The 18,186-nt window shown below is 70.1% G+C and carries 18 protein-coding genes and 1 tRNA gene; 5 read left to right on the plus strand and 14 right to left on the minus strand.

Going from position 1 to position 18,186, the window contains the following annotated elements; genetic code table 11:
* The first annotated feature begins 96 nt into the window (after positions 1 to 96).
* Positions 97 to 1,188: a helix-turn-helix transcriptional regulator gene (locus AB0H43_RS25355; RefSeq protein WP_360003001.1), complete on the plus strand. Its 1,092-nt coding sequence runs from the start codon at positions 97 to 99 to the stop codon at positions 1,186 to 1,188.
* On the opposite strand, the gene AB0H43_RS25360 is transcribed toward AB0H43_RS25355, so the two are convergent.
* The gene (locus AB0H43_RS25360) at positions 1,179 to 1,547 is read right to left on the minus strand and encodes a spore germination protein GerW family protein (RefSeq protein WP_360003003.1); all 369 of its coding nucleotides are present in this window, start codon (positions 1,545 to 1,547) and stop codon (positions 1,179 to 1,181) included. The two genes, AB0H43_RS25355 and AB0H43_RS25360, sit on opposite strands and share 10 nt — an antisense overlap.
* A gap of 109 nt (positions 1,548 to 1,656) precedes the next feature.
* Positions 1,657 to 1,732 (minus strand) — tRNA-Asn (locus AB0H43_RS25365).
* A gap of 258 nt (positions 1,733 to 1,990) precedes the next feature.
* On the opposite strand from AB0H43_RS25365, the gene AB0H43_RS25370 reads away from it, so the two are divergent.
* A complete protein-coding gene (locus AB0H43_RS25370) occupies positions 1,991 to 2,263 on the plus strand; it encodes a YtxH domain-containing protein (RefSeq protein ID WP_360003005.1) in 273 nt (90 codons plus the stop codon).
* A gap of 1 nt (position 2,264) precedes the next feature.
* On the opposite strand, the gene AB0H43_RS25375 is transcribed toward AB0H43_RS25370, so the two are convergent.
* The 4 genes from AB0H43_RS25375 to AB0H43_RS25390 form a co-directional block, all read right to left on the minus strand.
* Positions 2,265 to 3,536, minus strand: coding sequence for a TIM barrel protein (locus tag AB0H43_RS25375; RefSeq protein WP_360003007.1), 1,272 nt, complete (start codon positions 3,534 to 3,536; stop codon positions 2,265 to 2,267).
* A 240-nt stretch (positions 3,537 to 3,776) separates the two neighbouring features.
* Positions 3,777 to 4,592 carry an ABC transporter permease gene (locus tag AB0H43_RS25380; protein ID WP_360003009.1) on the minus strand — a complete coding sequence of 272 codons (816 nt, stop codon included), beginning with the start codon at positions 4,590 to 4,592 and terminating at the stop codon, positions 3,777 to 3,779.
* A gap of 4 nt (positions 4,593 to 4,596) precedes the next feature.
* Complete coding sequence (locus AB0H43_RS25385) at positions 4,597 to 5,364, minus strand: ABC transporter permease (RefSeq protein WP_360003010.1); 768 nt, start codon at positions 5,362 to 5,364, stop codon at positions 4,597 to 4,599.
* A gap of 1 nt (position 5,365) precedes the next feature.
* Positions 5,366 to 6,295, minus strand: a complete 930-nt coding sequence (locus AB0H43_RS25390; RefSeq protein ID WP_360003012.1) for an ATP-binding cassette domain-containing protein — start codon at positions 6,293 to 6,295, stop codon at positions 5,366 to 5,368.
* A gap of 240 nt (positions 6,296 to 6,535) precedes the next feature.
* Between AB0H43_RS25390 and AB0H43_RS25395 the strand changes: the two genes are divergently transcribed.
* Entirely contained in the window at positions 6,536 to 7,525 is a 990-nt protein-coding gene (locus tag AB0H43_RS25395) for a S1 family peptidase (protein WP_360003156.1), read from the plus strand.
* Positions 7,526 to 7,718: 193 nt separating this feature from the next.
* On the opposite strand, the gene AB0H43_RS25400 is transcribed toward AB0H43_RS25395, so the two are convergent.
* From AB0H43_RS25400 to ppdK, 5 genes are all read right to left on the minus strand, one after another.
* Positions 7,719 to 8,147: a hypothetical protein gene (locus AB0H43_RS25400; RefSeq protein ID WP_360003014.1), complete on the minus strand. Its 429-nt coding sequence runs from the start codon at positions 8,145 to 8,147 to the stop codon at positions 7,719 to 7,721.
* Positions 8,147 to 10,003 carry a DNA primase gene (gene dnaG, locus AB0H43_RS25405; RefSeq protein ID WP_360003016.1) on the minus strand — a complete coding sequence of 619 codons (1,857 nt, stop codon included), beginning with the start codon at positions 10,001 to 10,003 and terminating at the stop codon, positions 8,147 to 8,149. The genes AB0H43_RS25400 and dnaG overlap by 1 nt, the downstream gene beginning before the upstream one ends.
* A 174-nt stretch (positions 10,004 to 10,177) precedes the next feature.
* Positions 10,178 to 11,395 carry a deoxyguanosinetriphosphate triphosphohydrolase gene (locus AB0H43_RS25410; RefSeq protein WP_360003018.1) on the minus strand — a complete coding sequence of 406 codons (1,218 nt, stop codon included), beginning with the start codon at positions 11,393 to 11,395 and terminating at the stop codon, positions 10,178 to 10,180.
* A complete protein-coding gene (locus tag AB0H43_RS25415; RefSeq protein ID WP_360003020.1) occupies positions 11,395 to 11,748 on the minus strand; it encodes a VOC family protein in 354 nt (117 codons plus the stop codon). The genes AB0H43_RS25410 and AB0H43_RS25415 overlap by 1 nt, the downstream gene beginning before the upstream one ends.
* 49 nt (positions 11,749 to 11,797) lie before the next feature.
* Complete coding sequence (gene ppdK / locus AB0H43_RS25420) at positions 11,798 to 14,515, minus strand: pyruvate, phosphate dikinase (protein ID WP_360003022.1); 2,718 nt, start codon at positions 14,513 to 14,515, stop codon at positions 11,798 to 11,800.
* Positions 14,516 to 14,696: 181 nt separating this feature from the next.
* Between ppdK and AB0H43_RS25425 the strand changes: the two genes are divergently transcribed.
* The gene (locus AB0H43_RS25425; protein ID WP_360003024.1) at positions 14,697 to 15,476 is read left to right on the plus strand and encodes a HipA family kinase; all 780 of its coding nucleotides are present in this window, start codon (positions 14,697 to 14,699) and stop codon (positions 15,474 to 15,476) included.
* Entirely contained in the window at positions 15,473 to 15,835 is a 363-nt protein-coding gene (locus AB0H43_RS25430; protein WP_360003026.1) for a DUF3037 domain-containing protein, read from the plus strand. Before AB0H43_RS25425 ends, AB0H43_RS25430 begins: the two co-directional genes overlap by 4 nt.
* On the opposite strand, the gene AB0H43_RS25435 is transcribed toward AB0H43_RS25430, so the two are convergent.
* Genes AB0H43_RS25435 through AB0H43_RS25445 form a run of 3 tightly spaced genes read right to left on the minus strand, consistent with a single transcriptional unit; the run spans position 15,734 to position 17,945 of the window.
* Entirely contained in the window at positions 15,734 to 16,969 is a 1,236-nt protein-coding gene (locus AB0H43_RS25435; protein ID WP_360003028.1) for an MAB_1171c family putative transporter, read from the minus strand. The two genes, AB0H43_RS25430 and AB0H43_RS25435, sit on opposite strands and share 102 nt — an antisense overlap.
* Positions 16,966 to 17,493 carry a hypothetical protein gene (locus tag AB0H43_RS25440; protein WP_360003030.1) on the minus strand — a complete coding sequence of 176 codons (528 nt, stop codon included), beginning with the start codon at positions 17,491 to 17,493 and terminating at the stop codon, positions 16,966 to 16,968. Before AB0H43_RS25440 ends, AB0H43_RS25435 begins: the two co-directional genes overlap by 4 nt.
* A 47-nt stretch (positions 17,494 to 17,540) precedes the next feature.
* Entirely contained in the window at positions 17,541 to 17,945 is a 405-nt protein-coding gene (locus AB0H43_RS25445; protein ID WP_360003032.1) for a helix-turn-helix transcriptional regulator, read from the minus strand.
* Positions 17,946 to 18,186: the final 241 nt, after the last annotated feature.

The following is an 18,186-nucleotide window of genomic DNA, read 5'->3' on the forward strand; positions in this document are numbered from 1 at the left end:
ACCTGTCCGTAACCACGTAAGTGCACTGTGGATAGTCCTCGGGTTATCCACAGTGCGCTGCTCACCGGCTTGACGACGGACTGGAGGCTGGGCACGATGATCCCTTCCGAACGCTGGGAGGGTTCAGTGGCGCGTCAGGAGAATCCTGTCGATCCCCTCGCCGGTCCGCTCCAGTCCTTCGCCTACGACCTTCGCAAGGTCCGGATCGAGGCGGGCAATCCGACCTATCGCGCGCTGGCCAGAACGGCGGGCTACAGTCCCACGACTCTTTCCGAGGCCGCGGCCGGTCTTCGCAAACCGTCGCTGGACGTCGTCCTCGCGTACGTGGGGGCCTGCGGCGGCGACGTCGAGGCCTGGCGCCGCCGCTGGGAGCAATTGGACCGCGACCTGGCGGAACCCGGCACGGATCCGGAAGCCGATTCCGGCGCGGTCGCCGGGGCCGAGCCGCCGGCACCGGCACGACGGCGCTGGCCGCTGGTGGCCGGCGTGGCCGTCACGGTGATCGTGGCGGTGGCGGCGGTTGTGTTCGTGCTCCGGGAGCCGGCGCCGAAGGCGGAGGCGAACGGCTGCCCGGCCCTGCCGCCGCACCGCACCTTCACCGCGGTGACCTACGGCAAGGGCGCACCGGTACGCGCCGCGGCCACCCTCACCGATCCGGTGCTCATGACCGTCCCCAGTGGATGCACGCTCGGCTTCACCGGATTCTGTGTGGGGCAACGAGTCCGCGACGCGACCGGCGGCACTCCTGACGTCCGGTGGTTCGTGCTGCCGGACGGCAAGGTCGTCCCCTCGGCGGTCGTTCACGGTAATCCCCCGGCCGCGTTGACGCCGGTCCCCTGCGCGAAGGGCCGGCCCAGCCCGGACGGCATCGCCCTCGTGCTGGCCACGGACACCGCCAAGCCGGGCGGGCTGAAGGCCACCGTCAGCGGGCACAACCTGGAGATCGTCGGATTCGCCGTACGCCGCTCGACCGGCGCCTGGCGACCGCTCGGGCTGACCGAGAAGTTCACTGCGACGCTGACGGTGAACCCCGGCGAGCAGATCGTGGTGGCCGCCGCCGCCTGTTTCGGCGGCGACGGCCCGACGGGATTGATCGATGCGAGGCGCTTTCCCGGGGCGGCTCAGTCGGCGACGCTCAGCACCGCCGAATACGCCGCCGCGAGCCAGGCGGCGTGCGCCTATCCCTGACGTCCTCGGGAGCCGACCAACGCGCGGACGACGAGCAGGGCGGCGATCAGCACCACCTGCCCGCCCAGGACGATCTTGTTGACGTCGACCGCCGGTCGCCAGCTGACCCGGCCTTCCCGGACCACGAAGACGCCGAGCGCCTTCGCCGACACGCCGACGCCACCGCCGCTGCCCTTGCCTTGGTCCTCCGGTCCGGCACCACCGCCTCCGCCGCCGCCACCGCGTACCTTGGCGGCGGGCAGGATGGTCACACCGTTCTCGGAGATCGCCGGGCCGAAGACATGATCGGCCTTGGTGTTGTCGAGGATCTCGCGAACGCTGTCGAGGACGGGCGCTTCGGCGTCCATCGTCTGGGTCATGGTGAATCCCCCCTTCTCCCCTACTGAACCCGCTGGGAGGCGATCGGGAGGCCACAACGGCCGAATAAGCACAAGAAAGCCGGTCGGTGGACCGACCGGCTTGGCGAGATGGCTCCCCGACTTGGACTCGAACCAAGAACCTGCCGGTTAACAGCCGGCTGCTCTGCCAATTGAGCTATCGGGGATCGCTGGTCAGAGCGGTGAGGATCACCTCTCGCCCTGGCGACTGCACAAGAGTACACAACCCACCGGCCGCCGCGCGAGCGGGTATGTCCTGCCGAGTTCGTGTCTCCCGTACGGGGGGTCGGCTCACCCGTCAGAGCGGTCAAAGGAGACAATTTCCCCAGTTGGCCAGGCTCGACGGGATCGCCATCCGGATGAAGGTGTACTCCAGGACAAAAACGGGCATGGTCTAGGGGGAAGTTGGAGGAGGGAGCACACCAATGGGCAAGATGTGGTTCGTCGCCGGCGTCGCCGTCGGTTACGTGCTCGGCGCCCGGGCGGGACGGGAGACCTACGACCAGATCGCGCGGACCGCGAAGCAGATCTGGGAGAACCCGACCGTTCAGGAGGCCGCCGGCGTCGTTCAGGCGCAGACGAGCAAGCTCGTGGACACCGCCCGCGACAAGGTGGGCCTGACCGCCGACAAGCTCGACACGACGGCGGACAAGGTCGACAAGAAGCTCGCCAACGCGCAGGGGCGGCTCGCGAGCTGACTCAGCAGTGGGTCACCTGCGGATCGTCCGCCGCACGGCGAGACGCCCGCAACGCGCGGTCCGGCGCTCGCGCCGGGCCGCGCAGCCCTAGCTCGCCCAGTTCGGCGTGCGTGAACTCCACCTCGGCCGCGACGTCCTCGCTGTGCCCACCGGGCGGCAGCCGGTAGGCCCAGGTCGCGGTCTCCACCTCCACGTGGTCCGTGAGCGCTTCGGCGCCCGCGAACAACTCGGCCAACGCGGCCCGCGCGTCGGGCAACGTGGTCGTCAGCGGCTCCGGCGGCCGCGTGTGCAACGGCACATGCACGTGTACGCGCCAAGGCCCGGACAGGTCACCGTCGAGTGCTTCGGGGAGATCATCGGCCCCGGTGCCGGACGGCCTCCGGGTCGGATGGGGGAACCGGGGTTCGGCGAAGCTCTCGAGGATCGGCCGGGCGGCCGCTGGATCCTCGGCCACCAGCGCGGCCGAGACCTGCACCTTGACGATCTGCAGCCGGTGCTCCCGCAGCGCCGCCACGGCCGCGGCCGGCGACTCCCAGGCGCACGCCAGATGGGCCAGGTCGAGACAGATCCCCAGGAAGGTCGGGTCGACGTCGGAGAGGTGCTCGACGGCTTGGGAACTCGTCTCGATGAGGCAGCCCGGCTCGGGTTCGAACCCGACCCGGACGAGCCGCCCGGTGTGCCAGGTGATCTCGGCCAGCCCGTCGGCCAGATCCTCCAACAGGCGATCGGCCCGGTCGGCACGCTCGGCGTCCCACGGGTCGCGCCAGGCGACCGGCACGGTGGAGACCGAGCCGCGCTCGGCGTCGTCGGGCATCAGGTCGCACAGCACGCGAGCCAGGTCCAGCGTGTACTCCAGGCGCTCGCGTTGGGTCCAGTCCGGCCGGTAGACGGCGCGCTTGGCCGAGCTGAGGCGGCTACGCGAAGAGCCGGCGTCGGCCGGCTCCGCTGCCTGGGAAACTCCGCCTCGTGGCGGGCCGTCGTGAAGGCCGGCCGGATCCCGATAGGGGAACCCGTTGAGGGTGACCACTTCGAGCCCCCGCAGGGACAGTTCCGACCGCAGCCGCCGCCGCATCGAGAACGAGGCGGCCAGTGCGGACGCCACCGGCGCGGCGAGCCACAGCCCGAGACCGAGGAGGTCGACGCCCAGCGCCTCTCGCACCGGCAGGGCGTCGGAGTCGAGCTGAGCGAGGATGCTCCGCAGATCCGTGGCCGGTCGCACGTTCGTCCCGTAGGCGAGATGGACCGTCTGGCCGTCCCGATGCTGCAAACGCATCAGCCACCCCCAGGACCCGTCGCGAGCGGCCGGAAACGCAACTGAACGTCCATTTCGGAACGTCTAGTTCGTCCGGTCCCTAGATTTTATGCTCGCGTACGCCGGGCGCCCTCTTCTGTCGGATCAACGACAGTTCGCCGAGTCGGTGGGCGTATCGCCGCAGGCCCGCCCACTTGTTGTCGCCCGTCCGGCCACCTGGTGTCGCGGGCCCGGCCGTCTCCGGCGACGGCACCGGCCCGGCTACTTGAGGAGCATCCTCTCCAGACGGCGGCCCGTGAAGTACAGCCCCACCGTCATCATCACGACGAGATACAGCGCGTGCACCGCCGTCCCGGCGTCGGGATGCCCGGTGGTGAGGTCCCGGACCATTTCCACGGCTTGGTAGAGCGGCGTCACCCGGATGATCCACTGGAACACCTCCGGGTAGTTGGCGATCGGGGCGAACGTCGCCGAGAACAGGAACAACGCGAACTGCGCGGTCGCCATCAAGTCGAAATCCTGCCAGCCCCGCATCATCGTCGTGAAGATCATGCCGATGGCGCCGAACGCGAACCCGACCAGGATGGTGGCGGGGAACGCCACCAGCGCCCAGCCGATCGTCGTCAGCTTCATCACGACCATCACGCCGAGGAACACCGCGGTGTAGACCGAGCCCCGCATCATCGCCCAGACGAGTTCGCCGAGCGCGATCTCGATCGGCCGCACCGGGGTGGCAAGCACCGCGTCGTAGGTCTTGGCGTACTTGAACTTGAAGAAGAAGTTGAACGTGGTCTCGGCCATCGCCCCGTTCATCGCCGAGGTGGCCAGCATCGCCGGGGCGACGAACGTCGCGTAGGGCAGGACGCGGCCGTCGACCGAGATGTCCCCGACCAGGGCGCCGACGCCGATGCCGATCGACAGCAGGTAGAACACCGGCTCGAAGAAGCCGGAGATGAGCACCAGCCAGTAGGACGCGCCCGACCGCAGCGCACCCATGTTGCGGTTGACCACCGCGCCCACCCGCACCGGGGCGACGCCGGGCCGGGTGACCGCCGCGGCGACGAGTGTCGTGACCATCGCTTCAGTCCTCCAGCCGCTTGCGGAAACGCCAGATCGCCAGGGCCACGCCGACGGCCGTCCAGGCGACCAGGTAGCCGACGTGGATCCAGATCGGCCACGGTGTCGGCCAGCCGAGGGTCGCCTCCCGGGACAGGACGACCCCATGCCACAGCGGAGACGCGTATGCCAAGGGGCGAACCAGCGCGGGCAGCTGGTCGACGGGGAAGAAGACCCCGGAGAACAGGGTCGCCGGGATGACCCCGAACCGGAACAGCAGCGCGAAGTAGTTGTCGTTCTCGATGGAGGCGGCGAACGCCGTGACCGGACCCGCCACCGAGACGGTGACGATCGCGGCGATCAGGATGGTCGCCGGCGCCCACCAGGAGTGCATCGCGCCGAAGGTCCCCACGATGATCAGGAACGCGATCGTGGCGATGACCCCGCGGAACATCAGATAGAGCAGGTGGCCGCCGACCATGTGCCACGGCTCGACCGGCGCGGACCGCATCGCCTGATAGGACCGCGTCCACTTGAACCCGCCCAGCACCGGGTAGGTGGACTCGCCGATGCCGATCTGGAACGCGGTGGTGATCACGACGCCCGGGGCGATGTAGCTCAGGTAGTCGACGCCGCCGAGACCGCCGTTGGCGTTGACGTAGCTGCCGACGCCGACGCCGATGCTCAGCACGAACAGCAGCGGCAACAGGAACGAGGAGAAGACGGAGGCCTGCCAGAGCCGGCGGTAGAGAGTCAGCTCCCGCTCCAGCGTGGCCAGCATCGGATGCGCCATGTCAGTCCACCAGCTGCCGGCCGGTCAGGTGCAGGAAGACGTCCTCCAAGGTGGACCGCCGCACCAGTACGCCACTCGGCGCCAACTCCCGCCGGTGCACCTCGTTGATCGCCCCGTCGCCGTCGTCGGCGTAGAGCAGGACGCGGTCGGGCAGGACGTCGATGCGCTCGCCGATGCCCACGAGCTTGTCGCGGAACCCTTCGAGCGGGCTCTCGCCGAAGCGCAGCTCGACCACCTCACGGGTGGAGTAGGTCTCGATGAGCGCCCGGGGCGACCCCTCGGCCACGATCTTGCCCGCGTCCATCACGACGAGGCGGTCACAGAGCTGTTCCGCCTCGTCCATGTAGTGCGTGGTGAGCACCAGGGTCACTCCCTGCTGCTTCAGCCGGAACAGCCGCTCCCAGAGCAGGTGCCGCGCCTGTGGGTCGAGGCCGGTGGTGGGCTCGTCGAGCAGCACCAGCTCGGGTTCGTTGACCATCGCACGGGCGATCGTCAGGCGGCGCTTCATCCCGCCGGACAACGGGTCGACCTTGCTCTCCGCCCGGTCGGCGAGCTGCACGAACTCCAGCAGTTCCAGGGCGCGCTGCCTGGCCGCCGCCCGGGAGATCCCGAAGTAGCGCGCATAAGTCGTGAGGTTCTCCCGGACGGTCAGGTCGGGGTCGAGATTGTCGAGCTGCGGGCAGACGCCGAGACGGCTCCGGATGCGGGTGCCGTCCTTGACCGGGTCCAGGCCCAGGATGCTCAGCTCACCGGCGGTCGGCGTCGAGACGCAGCCGATCATCCGCATCGTCGAGCTCTTGCCCGCCCCGTTCGGCCCGAGGAAGCCGAAGGCCTCACCCCGGGCGACGTCGAGGTCGATGCCGTCCACCGCGGTGAAGTCGCCGAAGCGTTTCACCAGGCCGCGGGCGCGAATCAGGGACTGATCAGTCACGACCCGACCCTAGTCGCCGGGTCTGACATTCGAAACCTGATTACGAGCCGAACGGCTACGAGCTGCCGTCTTTTCGGAAATTCATCGATGACTTTCGCCGGATGCCTTGCCCTACAAACAGATGAGTGAGAATATCGAGCATCACCGAACTCCGACCCCCAGGAGGTCATCGTGATCAACTCCAGGCACCCCACCCGAAGGGCAGCCCTGGCGAGCGGGGTTACCGCCCTGCTCTTCGCCCTGGCCGTCGCGCCGTCGGCGTACGCCGCCCCACCGAGCCAGGCCTTCGGCCCCGATCGCGCCGAAGCCCTCGCCGGCGGACTGGGCGCGCGCAGCGCCGGGGCGTACATCGACCAGGTCACCGGCAAGAGCGTCGTGAGCGTCACCGACGCCGCGGCCGCCGCCCAGGTACGCGCCGCCGGCGGCGTGGCCCAACTGGTCCGGCACGGTTCGGCCGACCTCGCCGGCGTCACCGCGGACCTCGACGCGACCGCGGCGGTAGCCGGCACCGCGTGGGCCACCGACCCCACCACCGGCCAGGTCGTCGTCTCGATCGACCCGACCGTCACGGGCGCGGCGCTCGCCAAGGTCACCGCGGCGATCGCCCGGCACGGCGACGCCGTACGCGTGGAGCACCTGTCCAGCGCGATCCGCAAGACGATTGCCGGCGGACAGGCCATCTACGGCGGCCAGTACCGCTGCTCGCTCGGCTTCAACGTGCAGGACTCGGCCGGGAACTACTACTTCCTCACCGCCGGGCACTGCACGAACATCGCCAGCAGCTGGTACGCCAACTCGTCGCACACGACGCTGCTCGGTACCCGGGCCGGCACCAGCTTCCCGGGCAACGACTACGGCATCGTGCGCTACTCGACGAGCTACACCAGCCACCCCGGTTCGGTGTACCTCTACAGCGGCAGCCAGGACATCACGGCGGCGGGCAACGCCACCGTCGGCCAGTCGGTCCGGCGTAGCGGCAGCACCACCGGCGTACACAGCGGATCCGTCACGGCGACGAACGCGACCGTCAACTACGCCGAGGGCACCGTCACCGGCCTCATCCGTACGACGGTCTGCGCCGAAGGCGGCGACAGCGGCGGTTCGCTCTTCGCGGGGAGCATCGCGCTCGGCCTCACCTCCGGCGGCAGCGGCAACTGCACCTCGGGCGGGACGACGTTCTTCCAGCCCGTGACCGAGCCGCTGTCCGTGTACGGCGTCCACGTCTACTAAGCCTCACACCCAACGTCCCCCGGAGCCTTCCCCCTGCTCCGGGGGACACCTCTGTCGATCACCTGCTGGGGAAGTCGATCAGGGAGCCCGGGACGCGACACACCGGTCGATCATGACCGATAGTTCATGATCACGCGGAAATGGCGGGGCCGGACGGGGACGCGCGGGGGGCGCGCGGAAAGGGCGGGCCGGGTTAGCGGCGGGTGGGGGTCCAGCGGGTCCAGGCCACCCCGTCCACGCCGGGCATCCGCCGGCCGACCAGGCGAGAGCCGTCCGGCTGCTCTTCGGAGCGGACGATCGAGCCGGTCACCCGGAGGCGTACCTGGTGGGGCAGGTGGCCCGGGTCGATCAGCACGAGCTTCAGGTGCGCGGAGTCGGCGACGACGACCGGATCGGCGGAGTCGTCGACGACCTCGCTGACCGTGACGACCAGGGTCGAGCCGTCCCAGACCGCCTTGGTGATCTCGTGCCAGCCGATGCGGGCGCGGTCGACCCACAGGCCGAGGTTGGTGGCGACGACCAGGCTGCCTTCCGGCCGGGCGGCCCAGGCCAGGGTCCGCTCACCCGGGGCGAACAACTCCCGGTACGCCTTCGGCAGCATCCGCCGCGACCAGAACGCCATCACAACCCGCTCGATGCCTGGTCGCGCAGGGCCCGGGCGGTGGTCTCCAGCGAGACGAGGTCGCTGAAGAGCGCGAAGTACTCGTCTTTCTGCGTGACCGGGTTGATGCGCTGAAGTTTGGACTTGACGTTGTGTACGCGACGGTCGACCGCGGCGAGCTGGAGCCGGGCGAGGGTCACCGTCACGTAGTGCGGGTCGGCGTCGCCGTCGTAGCGCAGTTCTTCCACGGCGAGCTGGTTGACCAGCGACTGGGTCATCAGGTCGCCGCAGCCGTCGGTGATCGCGGCGATCCAGTTGGGGCCGGACACTCCGCGTACCGCGCCGCCGGCCTCCGCGATGGCCTGCCGGATCTGGACGTGCTGCGGGTCGGAGTAGCAGTCGGCCTCGGCGTTGTCGAAGACCGGCCCGGCCAGCGCCGGGACCTGGATGGCGAGCTTCAGCGCCTCCCGCTCGACGAGGATCTGCGGATCGTCCGGGCTGAGCCGCGGCCGGGGCGGGCGGGCGTCGACCGGCTCGCCCTTGACCGCCGAGTTCACCGCACGCTGGACGACCTCGACCTCCATGCCGAGCTTGCCGGCGAGAATGCGGCCGTACTCCGGGCGCAGCGACCGGTCTTTGATCTGCGCCACGAGCGGGGCAGCCGCCCGGAGGGCGCCGACCCGGCCCTCGGCGGAGTCGAGGTCGAACCCGCCGATCGTCGTCCGCAGCACGAACGAGACCAGCCGCTCACGGCTGGCGACGAGGTCGCGGACCGCAGTGTCGCCTCGGGCCAGCCGCAGCTCGCACGGGTCCATCCCGTCCGGCCCGACGGCGATGAAGGTCTGCCCGACGAAGCGCTGATCGTCGGCGAACGCGCGCAGCGCCGCCTTCTGCCCGGCGGCGTCGCCGTCGAAGGTGAAGATGATCTCGCCCTTGAACGTGTCGGTGTCCATGAGCATGCGGCGCAGCACCGAGATGTGCTCGGAGCCGAACGCCGTGCCGCAGGTCGCCACGGCTGTCGGTACGCCGGCCAGGTGGCAGGCCATCACGTCGGTGTAGCCCTCGACCACCACCGCCTGGCCGCGCTTGCCGATCTCCCGCTTGGCCAGGTCGATGCCGTAGAGCACGGTCGACTTCTTGTAGAGCGGAGTCTCCGGGGTGTTCAGGTATTTGGGGCCGTCGTCATCGTCGAACAGCTTCCGCGCACCGAAGCCGATGACGTCGCCGCCGGTCTCCCGGATCGGCCAGATCAGGCGGCGGCGGAACCGGTCGATCAGGCTCCCGGACCGGGCGGGCTTGGCCAGCCCGCCGACGGTCAGCTCCTCCGTGGTGAAGCCGAGCTGCCGCAGGTGCTTGGTCAGCGCGTCCCACGAGTCGGGGGCGAAGCCACAGCCATAGGTCTCGGCGGCACCGCGGTCGAAGCCCCGTTGGGCGAGGAACTCCCGGGCCGCGCGCGCACCCGGCGTCATCAGCTGCTCCGCGTAGAACTGCGCCGCCGCGGCGTGCGCCGCGACCAGCCGCTGGCGCTGGCCCTGCTGCTGCCGGACCGGCGCCGACCCGCCCTCGATGTAGCGCAGCTGGATGCCGGCCCGGGCGGCCAGCTTCTCGACCGCCTCAGTGAACCGCAGGTGGTCGATCTCCATCACGAAATTGATGGCGTCGCCGCCTTTGCCACAGCCGTGACAGAAGTAGACATTGCGGTCACCGGCCACGGTGAACGAAGGGGTCTTCTCGTCATGGAACGGGCACAACCCCTTCAGGTTGCGCCCACCCGCACCTTTCAGCGTCACGTGCTCGGAGATCACGTCGACGACGGAAGTGCGCTCACGCACAAGCGCGATGTCCTCGTCGCGGATCCGTCCGGCCATGGCACTCATCCTAGGCCGTGCCACCGTCACGAATCATCACGCCCAAGACGGCTCGCGACGGCCGCCACACGGCCGAGTCGATCATGTGCTTGGGGAGTTGATCAGGGCGCCGGGGACACGACACGCCGGTCGATCACGACCGATAGTTCATGATCGCGCGGAAGAAGCGGGGGTGGGGAGAGGTTAGGGGGTGAGGAGGCGGGCGTGCCAGGCGAGGGCGGCCGGGTCGGTGAGCGAGGCCACCTGGTCGATCACCACGCGCAGCCGGGCCGCGTCGTCGGCCGCATCCTTCCAGAGTGGAGCGAAGACCGGGTCCAGCTCGGTGGGTGCGCGCTCGCTCAGCACCCGGACCAGGTCCGCGAGGATCTCGCGCTGGCGGGCGTACCAGGGCTCCATCCCGCGCCGACGCATGACGTAGCGCAACGCGATGCCCTTGAGCAGGGCGCAGCGGATCCGGGCCGAGCGGGGCACGACCAGGTCCGCGGCATAACGGCTCGACTTCCCCGGGTACGCCTGACGCGTGGCCGTCACGGCAGCGGCCACGAAGCGCCCGGTGAGCACGGAGGTGCTGTCTTTGAGCAGCGCCTGCGCCCGATGCGACCCGTCGTACGCCGAGAGCCGGGCGAGCACGGGGTCGGCGAGCAGTTCGGCCAGTGCTTCCCGCAGGACGTCGCCGGGCTCGTCGGAGTAGATCGCGGCGACGTCGGCGCAGAGCGCGGCCTGTTCGTCGGCGTCGTCGACGAGGACACCGACCTGCACGAAGCCGGAGAAAATCCCGTCCTCCACGTCGTGCACGGAGTACGCCACGTCGTCGGCCCAGTCCATGACCTGCGCCTCCAGGCAGCGCCGGTCGGGGTCGGGGGTCGAGGCGCGCAGCCAGGTGAAGACCGGCGCGTCGTCGGCGTACACCCCGAACTTGCGGGTGCCCGGCCGCCGGGGCCACGGGTATTTGCAGGTCGCGTCGAGCGACGCCCGGGTCAGGTTGAGTCCCGCCCCCGGGATCTTCGCCTCCAGCCGGGTCAGCACTCGCAGCGTCTGGGCGTTGCCCTCGAATCCGCCGCAGGCCGCCGCCGCCTCGTCCAGCGCGTCCTCGCCGTTGTGCCCGAACGGCGGGTGCCCGAGATCGTGCGCGAGCCCGGCGACGTCGGTCACGTCGGGGTCGCAGCCGAGCCGCTCCCCCATCTCCCGGGCGATCTGGGCGACCTCCAGCGAATGCGTCAACCGCGTACGCAGAAAGTCGTCGGACCCGGCGGTGTGCACCTGTGTCTTGGCCGCCAGCCGACGGAACGCCGCCGAATGCAGCACACGCGCCCGATCCCGCTCGAACGCGTTCCGTTCTTCGCCGGTGTCCTTGCGGACCTCGGCGACCCAGCGTTCGGCGTCGATCTCCTGGGCGGTCACTACTCCCCGGCCTTCTCCCGCAGCACGCAGAACTCGTTGCCCTCCGGGTCGGCGAGCACGACCCAGCTGACCTGGCCCTGACCGATGTCGACTTGCCGGGCGCCCATGTCGATCAGACGCTCGACCTGGGCATCCTGGTCGTCCGGGACGAGGTCCAGGTGCAGCCGGTTCTTCCCGGACTTGCCCTTGTGGGCCGGGGTGAAGTGGAGACACGGCATGTCGAGGTCGGGTCCGATCGTCAGCTCGCCGTTACGCTCGTCGAGGATCGGATAGCCCAGCACCTCGGCCCACCAGCGGCCCAGCCGGGCCGGATCGGCCGCGTCGACAACCACGCCATACCACCGCAGTCCCATCCATACAGGCTACGTGGAGCGGCGTCGCCAACATAGAGTCGGCAAGGCCTCACCGGGTGTCCGAACCCCCCGTCGCCAGAGCGGCCCGGCCGGCTTCCAATCGTGCCACCGGTACGCGGAACGGCGAGCAGGAGACGTAGTCCAGCCCGGCGTCGTGGAAGAAGTGCACCGATTCGGGGTCGCCGCCGTGCTCGCCGCAGACGCCGATCTGCAGATCCGGGCGCGCCGCCCGGCCCTCCTCGACGGCGATCCGGACGAGGCGGCCGATGCCGGCGGCGTCGAGCGTCTCGAACGGCGACACCCCGAAGATGCCGAGTTCCAGGTAGCGGCCGAAGAAGGCGCTCTCGACGTCGTCCCGGGAGAAGCCCCAGCCCATCTGGGTCAAGTCGTTGGTGCCGAACGAGAAGAACTCGGCCGGCCCGGCGATCTGCCCGGCGGTGAGCGCCGCCCGGGGCACCTCGATCATGGTGCCGATCGGGATCCGGACGCCCGGATCCACCTCACCGATCACGTCCAGCGCCTGACTGCGTACCACTTCCAGCTCTTGAACCGCACCGACCAGCGGGACCATGACCTCGGGCCGGGGGTCGCCACCGGCCTGCTTGACCTCGCGCGCGGCCTCGGCGATCGCGCGGACCTGCATCGCGAAGAGCCCGGGGATGACCAGGCCGAGCCGTACGCCCCGCAGGCCGAGCATCGGGTTCTGCTCGTGCGTGCGCCGGACGGCGGCGAGTAGTTCTTCGTCGTGGCTGGACGCCTGCCCGGTGGCGACCTTGACCGCCAGCTCCTCCAGCGACGGCAGGAACTCGTGGAGCGGCGGGTCGATGAGCCGGATGGTGACCGGACGGCCGCTCATCGCCTGGAGGATCTCGGCGAAGTCCGCGCGCTGCAACGGCAGCAACGCCGCCAGCGCCTGCTCCTGTTCGTCCGGTGTGGACGCGAGAATAAGCGCCTCGACCAGTTCGCGGCGATCGCCGAGGAACATGTGCTCGGTTCGGCACAGCCCGATGCCCTGGGCGCCGAAGCGGCGGGCCCGGGCGGCGTCGGCGGCGGTGTCGGCGTTGGTCCAGACCTGCAGACGACGGCGTTCGTCCGCGCGCCGCAGTAGCCGATCGACCGCCCGCACCAGCGGACTCCGCGCTGTGCCGCCAGAAGCATTCAGTCCGCCGTCCTCCCGGCTGACGCCGGATGGAGCGGGGACCGAGTGCGCCGATTCCCCCTCGAAGTACTGCACGACGGGGCTGGGCTCGACCGGGATCTCGCCGAGGTAGACCTTGCCGGTGGTGCCGTCGATGGAGATGACGTCGCCCTCGCGGACGGTCGTGGTGCCGACCTTGAAGCTGTCGTCGGTGACGTCGAGTGACTCCGCGCCGCAGACGCAGGTCCGCCCCATGCCGCGGGCCACGACCGCGGCGTGACTCGTCTTGCCGCCCCGGCTGGTCAGGATGCCGACGGCGGCGATCATGCCGGGCAGATCGTCGGGATTGGTCTCGCGGCGCACGAGGATGACCTTGTCGCCGTTCGCCGCCCGTTCGGCGGCCCGGGCGGAGTCGAAGACCGCCTTGCCGACCGCCGCGCCCGGGGAGGCCGCGATGCCCTTGGCCAGCGGTTCGGCGTCGGTCTTCGCGAAGGTGGGGAACATCAGCTGCATGAGCTGCGCTCCGGTGACCCGCCGCAGCGCCTCGTCGGAGTCGATCACGCCCTCGTCGACCAGCTGTCCGGCGATGATGAAGGCCGCGGCCGCCGTCCGCTTGCCGACTCGGGTCTGCAGCATCCAGAGCTTGCCGCGTTCGATGGTGAACTCGATGTCGCACAGGTCCTTGTAGTGGCCTTCGAGCACCGACATGATCCGCATCAGCTCGGTGAAGCTCGTGGGGTCGAGCCCCTCCAGATCCTGGAGCGGGATGGTGTTGCGAATGCCCGCGACGACGTCTTCGCCCTGAGCGTTCGGCAGGTAGTCGCCGTAGACGCCGGTCTCCCCGGTCGCGGGGTCCCGGGTGAAGGCCACGCCGGTCCCGGAGTCGTCGCCGAGGTTGCCGAAGACCATCGCCACCACGTTCACCGCGGTGCCGAGGTCGCCCGGGATCCGCTCTTGACGGCGGTAGAGGATCGCGCGCTCGGCGTTCCACGACTCGAACACGGCGCGGATCGCCAGCTCCATCTGCTCGCGCGGCTCCTGGGGAAAGTCACGGCCCGTGTGCTGCTTGAAGATCCGCTTGTACGCGTCGACGAGCGACTGGAGGTCGTCGGCGTCGAGGTCGACGTCGGCGTGCGCGCCCTTGACCCGCTTGGCGGCGTCGAGGGCCTGTTCGAAGGCGTCCCCCGGAACGTCGCAGACGGTCTTGCCGAACATCTGGATCAGGCGGCGGTAGGAGTCCCAGGCGAACCGGACGTTGCCCGACTGCCGGGCGAGGCCGGGGACGCTGGCGTCGGTCAGCCCCACGTTGAGGACGGTCTCCATCATGCCGGGCATGGAGAACTTGGCGCCGGAGCGGACCGAGACGAGCAGGGGGTCCTCGGGATCGCCGAGCTTCTTGCCCATGGCCTGCTCCAACGCGGCGAGGTGCTCGGTGATCTCGGCGTCCAGGGACTCCGGGGTCCTGCCGTCGCGCAGGTACGCCCGGCAGGCCTCGGTCGTGATGGTGAACCCCGGCGGCACGGGGAGCCCGAGGTTCGTCATCTCGGCGAGGTTGGCACCCTTGCCGCCGAGGAGATCCTTGAGGTCCTTGTTGCCTTCCGCGAACGCATAGACATACTTATCGGTCATCCCTGACCTCCCGGTCGGCCGGTAAAACCTGAACGCTCACTTAGGCCGCACGGTATTCCTCGTTCCGAGCGTGTCGAAACCGCTCGTGAGAAATGGCACATATATTGACGCTTGTCCAGTTCATAGTAGTCCGTGGGCACGCTCCACCGGGCAGAACCACGCAACCCGTACGCTGTTCGTCATGCACCTTCCCTCGGTCACCGCGCTGCGGTACGTGACCCCGCTGCGCGAGGGCGGCTCACTCCCCGGCGTCGTCGAAGCCGACGACCTCGGCACCTACGTCGTCAAGTTCCGGGGCGCCGGGCAGGGCCCGAAAGCGCTGATCGCCGAGGTCGTGGTGGGTGAACTGGCCCGTCGCCTCGGGCTGCCCATGCCGGAGCTGGCCCGGGTGGAGTTCGGCGAGGTGCTCGGCCGGGCCGAACCCGACCCCGAGGTGCAGGAACTGCTGCTCAACAGCGCTGGGCTGAACCTCGGGATGGACTTCCTGCCCGGTTCGCTCGGCTTCGATCCGCGCGTGCACAAGGTCGACGCCGGCCTCGCCGCCCGCGTGGTGTGGCTCGACGCACTGGTGGAGAACGTCGATCGCACGTGGCGGAACCCGAACCTGCTCATGTGGCACGGTTCGCTCTGGCTCATCGACCACGGCGCGAGCCTCTACTTCCACCACAACTGGGCGAGCGCGGCCAACGCCGTGCTCCGGCCGTTCAAAGCCGCCGATCACGCGCTGGCCGGGCAGGCGTCCGACATCGAGGGCGCGCACGAGGCGCTGGCCCCGCTCGTGACCCCGGAGGTGCTGACCGAGGTGCTCGGGCTGGTGCCGGACGAATGGCTGGTCGACCCGCACTCGTGGACGGCCGACTTCGAGACGCCGGACGAGGCGCGGGCGGCGTACGTCACGCATCTGCTGGCCCGGCTGGAGCAGCCGGCCGCCTGGCTGCCGTCGCTGGAAGGTGTGGCGTGACGCGGGTCGCCTTCGAATACGCCCTGATCCGGCTGGTCCCCCGGATCGAACGCGGCGAGATGATGAACGTCGGCCTGGTGGTCTACTGCCGGAGCCGCGACTTCCTCGCCGTGCGTACGCACGTCGACCCAGACCGGCTGCGTGCGCTCGATCCAGGCGCCGATCTCGACGCCGTCGAGGCGGTCCTCCTCGGCTACCGGCAGGTCTGCGACGACGAGCGGCGGATGACCCTGGGCGAGCGGTTCCGCTGGCTCACCTCACCCCGCAGCACCGTCGTGCAGCCCGGTCCGGCGCACACCGGGCTCACCGACGATCCCGCCGTCGAGCTGGAACGGCTCTTCGCCGTACTCGTCCTCTAGCGGGCGCAGCCGCTGCGCCGGGACGAGCAACGGCGGGTACGCGCTGGCGAAGTACTCCGCGACGTGCAGCAGGTGGGTGACCTCCCGATCGACGGCGTCGCCGGGATCGGCACCGGACCGGCGCGTACGCCGCACGCGGGGGTTCGAGGTGCCCTTCGCCGCCGACTTCCCGGCCACCGCCAGCGCCATGAGCAGCAGCGCCGCCTCGGTCGTGGGATCGTCGTCGACCGGCGCGCCCAGACTCCACTGCGCGTCGCGGATCTCGATGACCCGCCGGTAGAGACGCATCCGGACGTTGAACGGGTTGAGGTGATCGCCCAGGCGGGACGGCGTACGCCCGAGGACGAACCCCGGCACCGCCCGTTGCAGGGTGTGCCACAGGTGATGCAGCCGGTTCAGCGCGGAGTAGTCGGCGATGTAGTCCCCCGCGACGGCGATGCCGGGCAGCGCACACCCGGCCGCCAGCAGGAGGAAGCCCGCCATGAGATCGCCCTGCTGACCGACGACGAGCCAGTCCGGCGGCCGCAGCCCGATCGGCTCGGCGACGAGCCAGAGCGTCCGCAGCCCGACGTACGCCAGGAAGAACCCCGCCGCTGCACAGAGCACGAAGAGCCCGGCGCGCAGCAGCGTACGCCCCGAGCGGCGGGCCTGGGTCCAGAAGAGCACCGCCCCGCGCCCCGCTCCGGCGGCGTACGCGACGTAGGACAGCACGCCGTAGAGCACCACCGTCGGCTGCCCCGGCTGCTCGTCGGCGAACGTGCCCGGCCCAGGCTGCCGGACGGTGAGCAGGAAGAGAACGGTGAGGGCGACCATGACGGCCGCCGTCACCAGGTAGAGCCGGGGTCGCCAGTACGGGCGCGGCTGGGCCGGGCCGGACAGGGCGGTGGCGAACACCCACACCGAGGCGGCCGCGGCCACGCCGCTGAGCGTACGCACCAACGCCGCCACGTCGGCGCCGCCGGTGACCGAGTCGAGCTTCTGCGCGATCACGGGATCGTGCGCGGTGGCGGCCAGCGCGATGGCCAGGAGGCTGAACGTCATGACCCGGTGATGGGCCGACGGCCGTCGCCGGACCAGCCGGACGAGGCCCACGCTCCACAGGAGAGCGAGGACGATCAGATCGGCTCGGGTCACCGCCGCGCGGCGGGCTCGGTCAGACCCGCGTCGACCCGGCGGGCCCGGCCGAACACCTCGCCGAGGCCGGCCGGCGCCGGTGCGGCCGCCCGCTGCAGGATGAGCGAGGCCAGCATCTCGGCCGCCTGCTCCTGCTCGGTGGAGTAACCGCCCCGCCGCAGCACCCGGCGGACCATCGCCGGGTCCAGGTCGGGCAGGAGGCGGTCGAGGGCGTCCGGCTCCCGCGCCGGTTCGGCGGCGACGGTGTGGTCGAAGAGCATGTGGCCGATCTCGTGCAGGACGATGTGATCCCGGTGCAGACTGCTCCCGCCCGGCACGTGGAACACGTGGTCGGCCACGTCGGTCGCGATCCACATGCCGCAGGGCAGGTCGGCGGCGTCCTCGGCGGCCAGCTCGTGCACGTGCAGCGGACGGCCTCGCCAGGCGGCCACCTGATCGCAGAAGGCGCGCACGTCGAACGGGCGCGGCACCGCGAGCCCGGACAGCCGCGCTTCGCACTCCTTGCGCAGGCGGCGTAGACGCATTGGTGCATCGTCATGCAGTCGCCTAGGAGCGGTCAACCTTTCGGCGCTCAAGCTGGCGGTTCCGCCGGTAGCCCCTCGATTCGCCGGGCCTGCTCGATCATCCCCCGAATGGCTTGCAGACTGGACGCCGACAGCCCCGCCGCGCGCAGCGCGAGCGCCCGCACCGAGCTGTCCCGCATCGCGGCGAGCAGGTCGAGCTGGGCTCTGGTGGCCTCGGCGACCGAGTCGTCGAAGAAGTACGCCGGAGGCACCCCGAAGAACTCGGCCAGCGCCTCGAGGTGGCGTTTCGTCGGGTTGTCCCGCTTGCCCTTGCGGAGCTGCCAGACATACGTGTGGGAGATCATCACGCCGGTGGCCCGGATGGCTTCGGCGACCTCTTCATACGTGTACTCGCCCCGGCCGGCCGGGCGCACGGTGCGGAACAAGTGATCCAGCCGATCGGCGAACGTCACTTGATCGTCACCCCCGTTCTCAACATCAGCTTACGGCAATGCCCTGCAACATAAACTCTTGACACTTCAGCGCTGCCCCCGCGATACTTCAGGCTCCGTGTTTTCAACTGACGTTGAGAAGATCTGAGCTAGGACTATATCGCCAGTTGACGTGGCGCGCAGCTCAGAAAATGCCGGGAGACCACGCCGGATGGCGCTCAGCGGAGCGACGGGGGCATCCGGAGGGGCACAACGGCTGTCT

Origin of the sequence: Hamadaea sp. NPDC050747 (assembly GCF_040654195.1) — a bacterium.
Taxonomy (GTDB): Bacteria; Actinomycetota; Actinomycetes; order Mycobacteriales; family Micromonosporaceae; genus Hamadaea.

Coding starts and splice junctions, on each gene's coding strand:
- AB0H43_RS25355 (WP_360003001.1), top strand. CDS start 97: ATGATCCCTTCCGAACGCTGGGAGGGTTCAGTGGCGCGTCAGGAGAAT.
- AB0H43_RS25360 (WP_360003003.1), bottom strand. CDS start 1,547: ATGACCCAGACGATGGACGCCGAAGCGCCCGTCCTCGACAGCGTTCGC.
- AB0H43_RS25370 (WP_360003005.1), top strand. CDS start 1,991: ATGGGCAAGATGTGGTTCGTCGCCGGCGTCGCCGTCGGTTACGTGCTC.
- AB0H43_RS25375 (WP_360003007.1), bottom strand. CDS start 3,536: ATGCGTTTGCAGCATCGGGACGGCCAGACGGTCCATCTCGCCTACGGG.
- AB0H43_RS25380 (WP_360003009.1), bottom strand. CDS start 4,592: ATGGTCACGACACTCGTCGCCGCGGCGGTCACCCGGCCCGGCGTCGCC.
- AB0H43_RS25385 (WP_360003010.1), bottom strand. CDS start 5,364: ATGGCGCATCCGATGCTGGCCACGCTGGAGCGGGAGCTGACTCTCTAC.
- AB0H43_RS25400 (WP_360003014.1), bottom strand. CDS start 8,147: ATGGCGTTCTGGTCGCGGCGGATGCTGCCGAAGGCGTACCGGGAGTTG.
- dnaG (WP_360003016.1), bottom strand. CDS start 10,003: ATGAGTGCCATGGCCGGACGGATCCGCGACGAGGACATCGCGCTTGTG.
- AB0H43_RS25415 (WP_360003020.1), bottom strand. CDS start 11,748: ATGGGACTGCGGTGGTATGGCGTGGTTGTCGACGCGGCCGATCCGGCC.
- ppdK (WP_360003022.1), bottom strand. CDS start 14,515: ATGACCGATAAGTATGTCTATGCGTTCGCGGAAGGCAACAAGGACCTC.
- AB0H43_RS25425 (WP_360003024.1), top strand. CDS start 14,697: ATGCACCTTCCCTCGGTCACCGCGCTGCGGTACGTGACCCCGCTGCGC.
- AB0H43_RS25440 (WP_360003030.1), bottom strand. CDS start 17,493: ATGCGTCTACGCCGCCTGCGCAAGGAGTGCGAAGCGCGGCTGTCCGGG.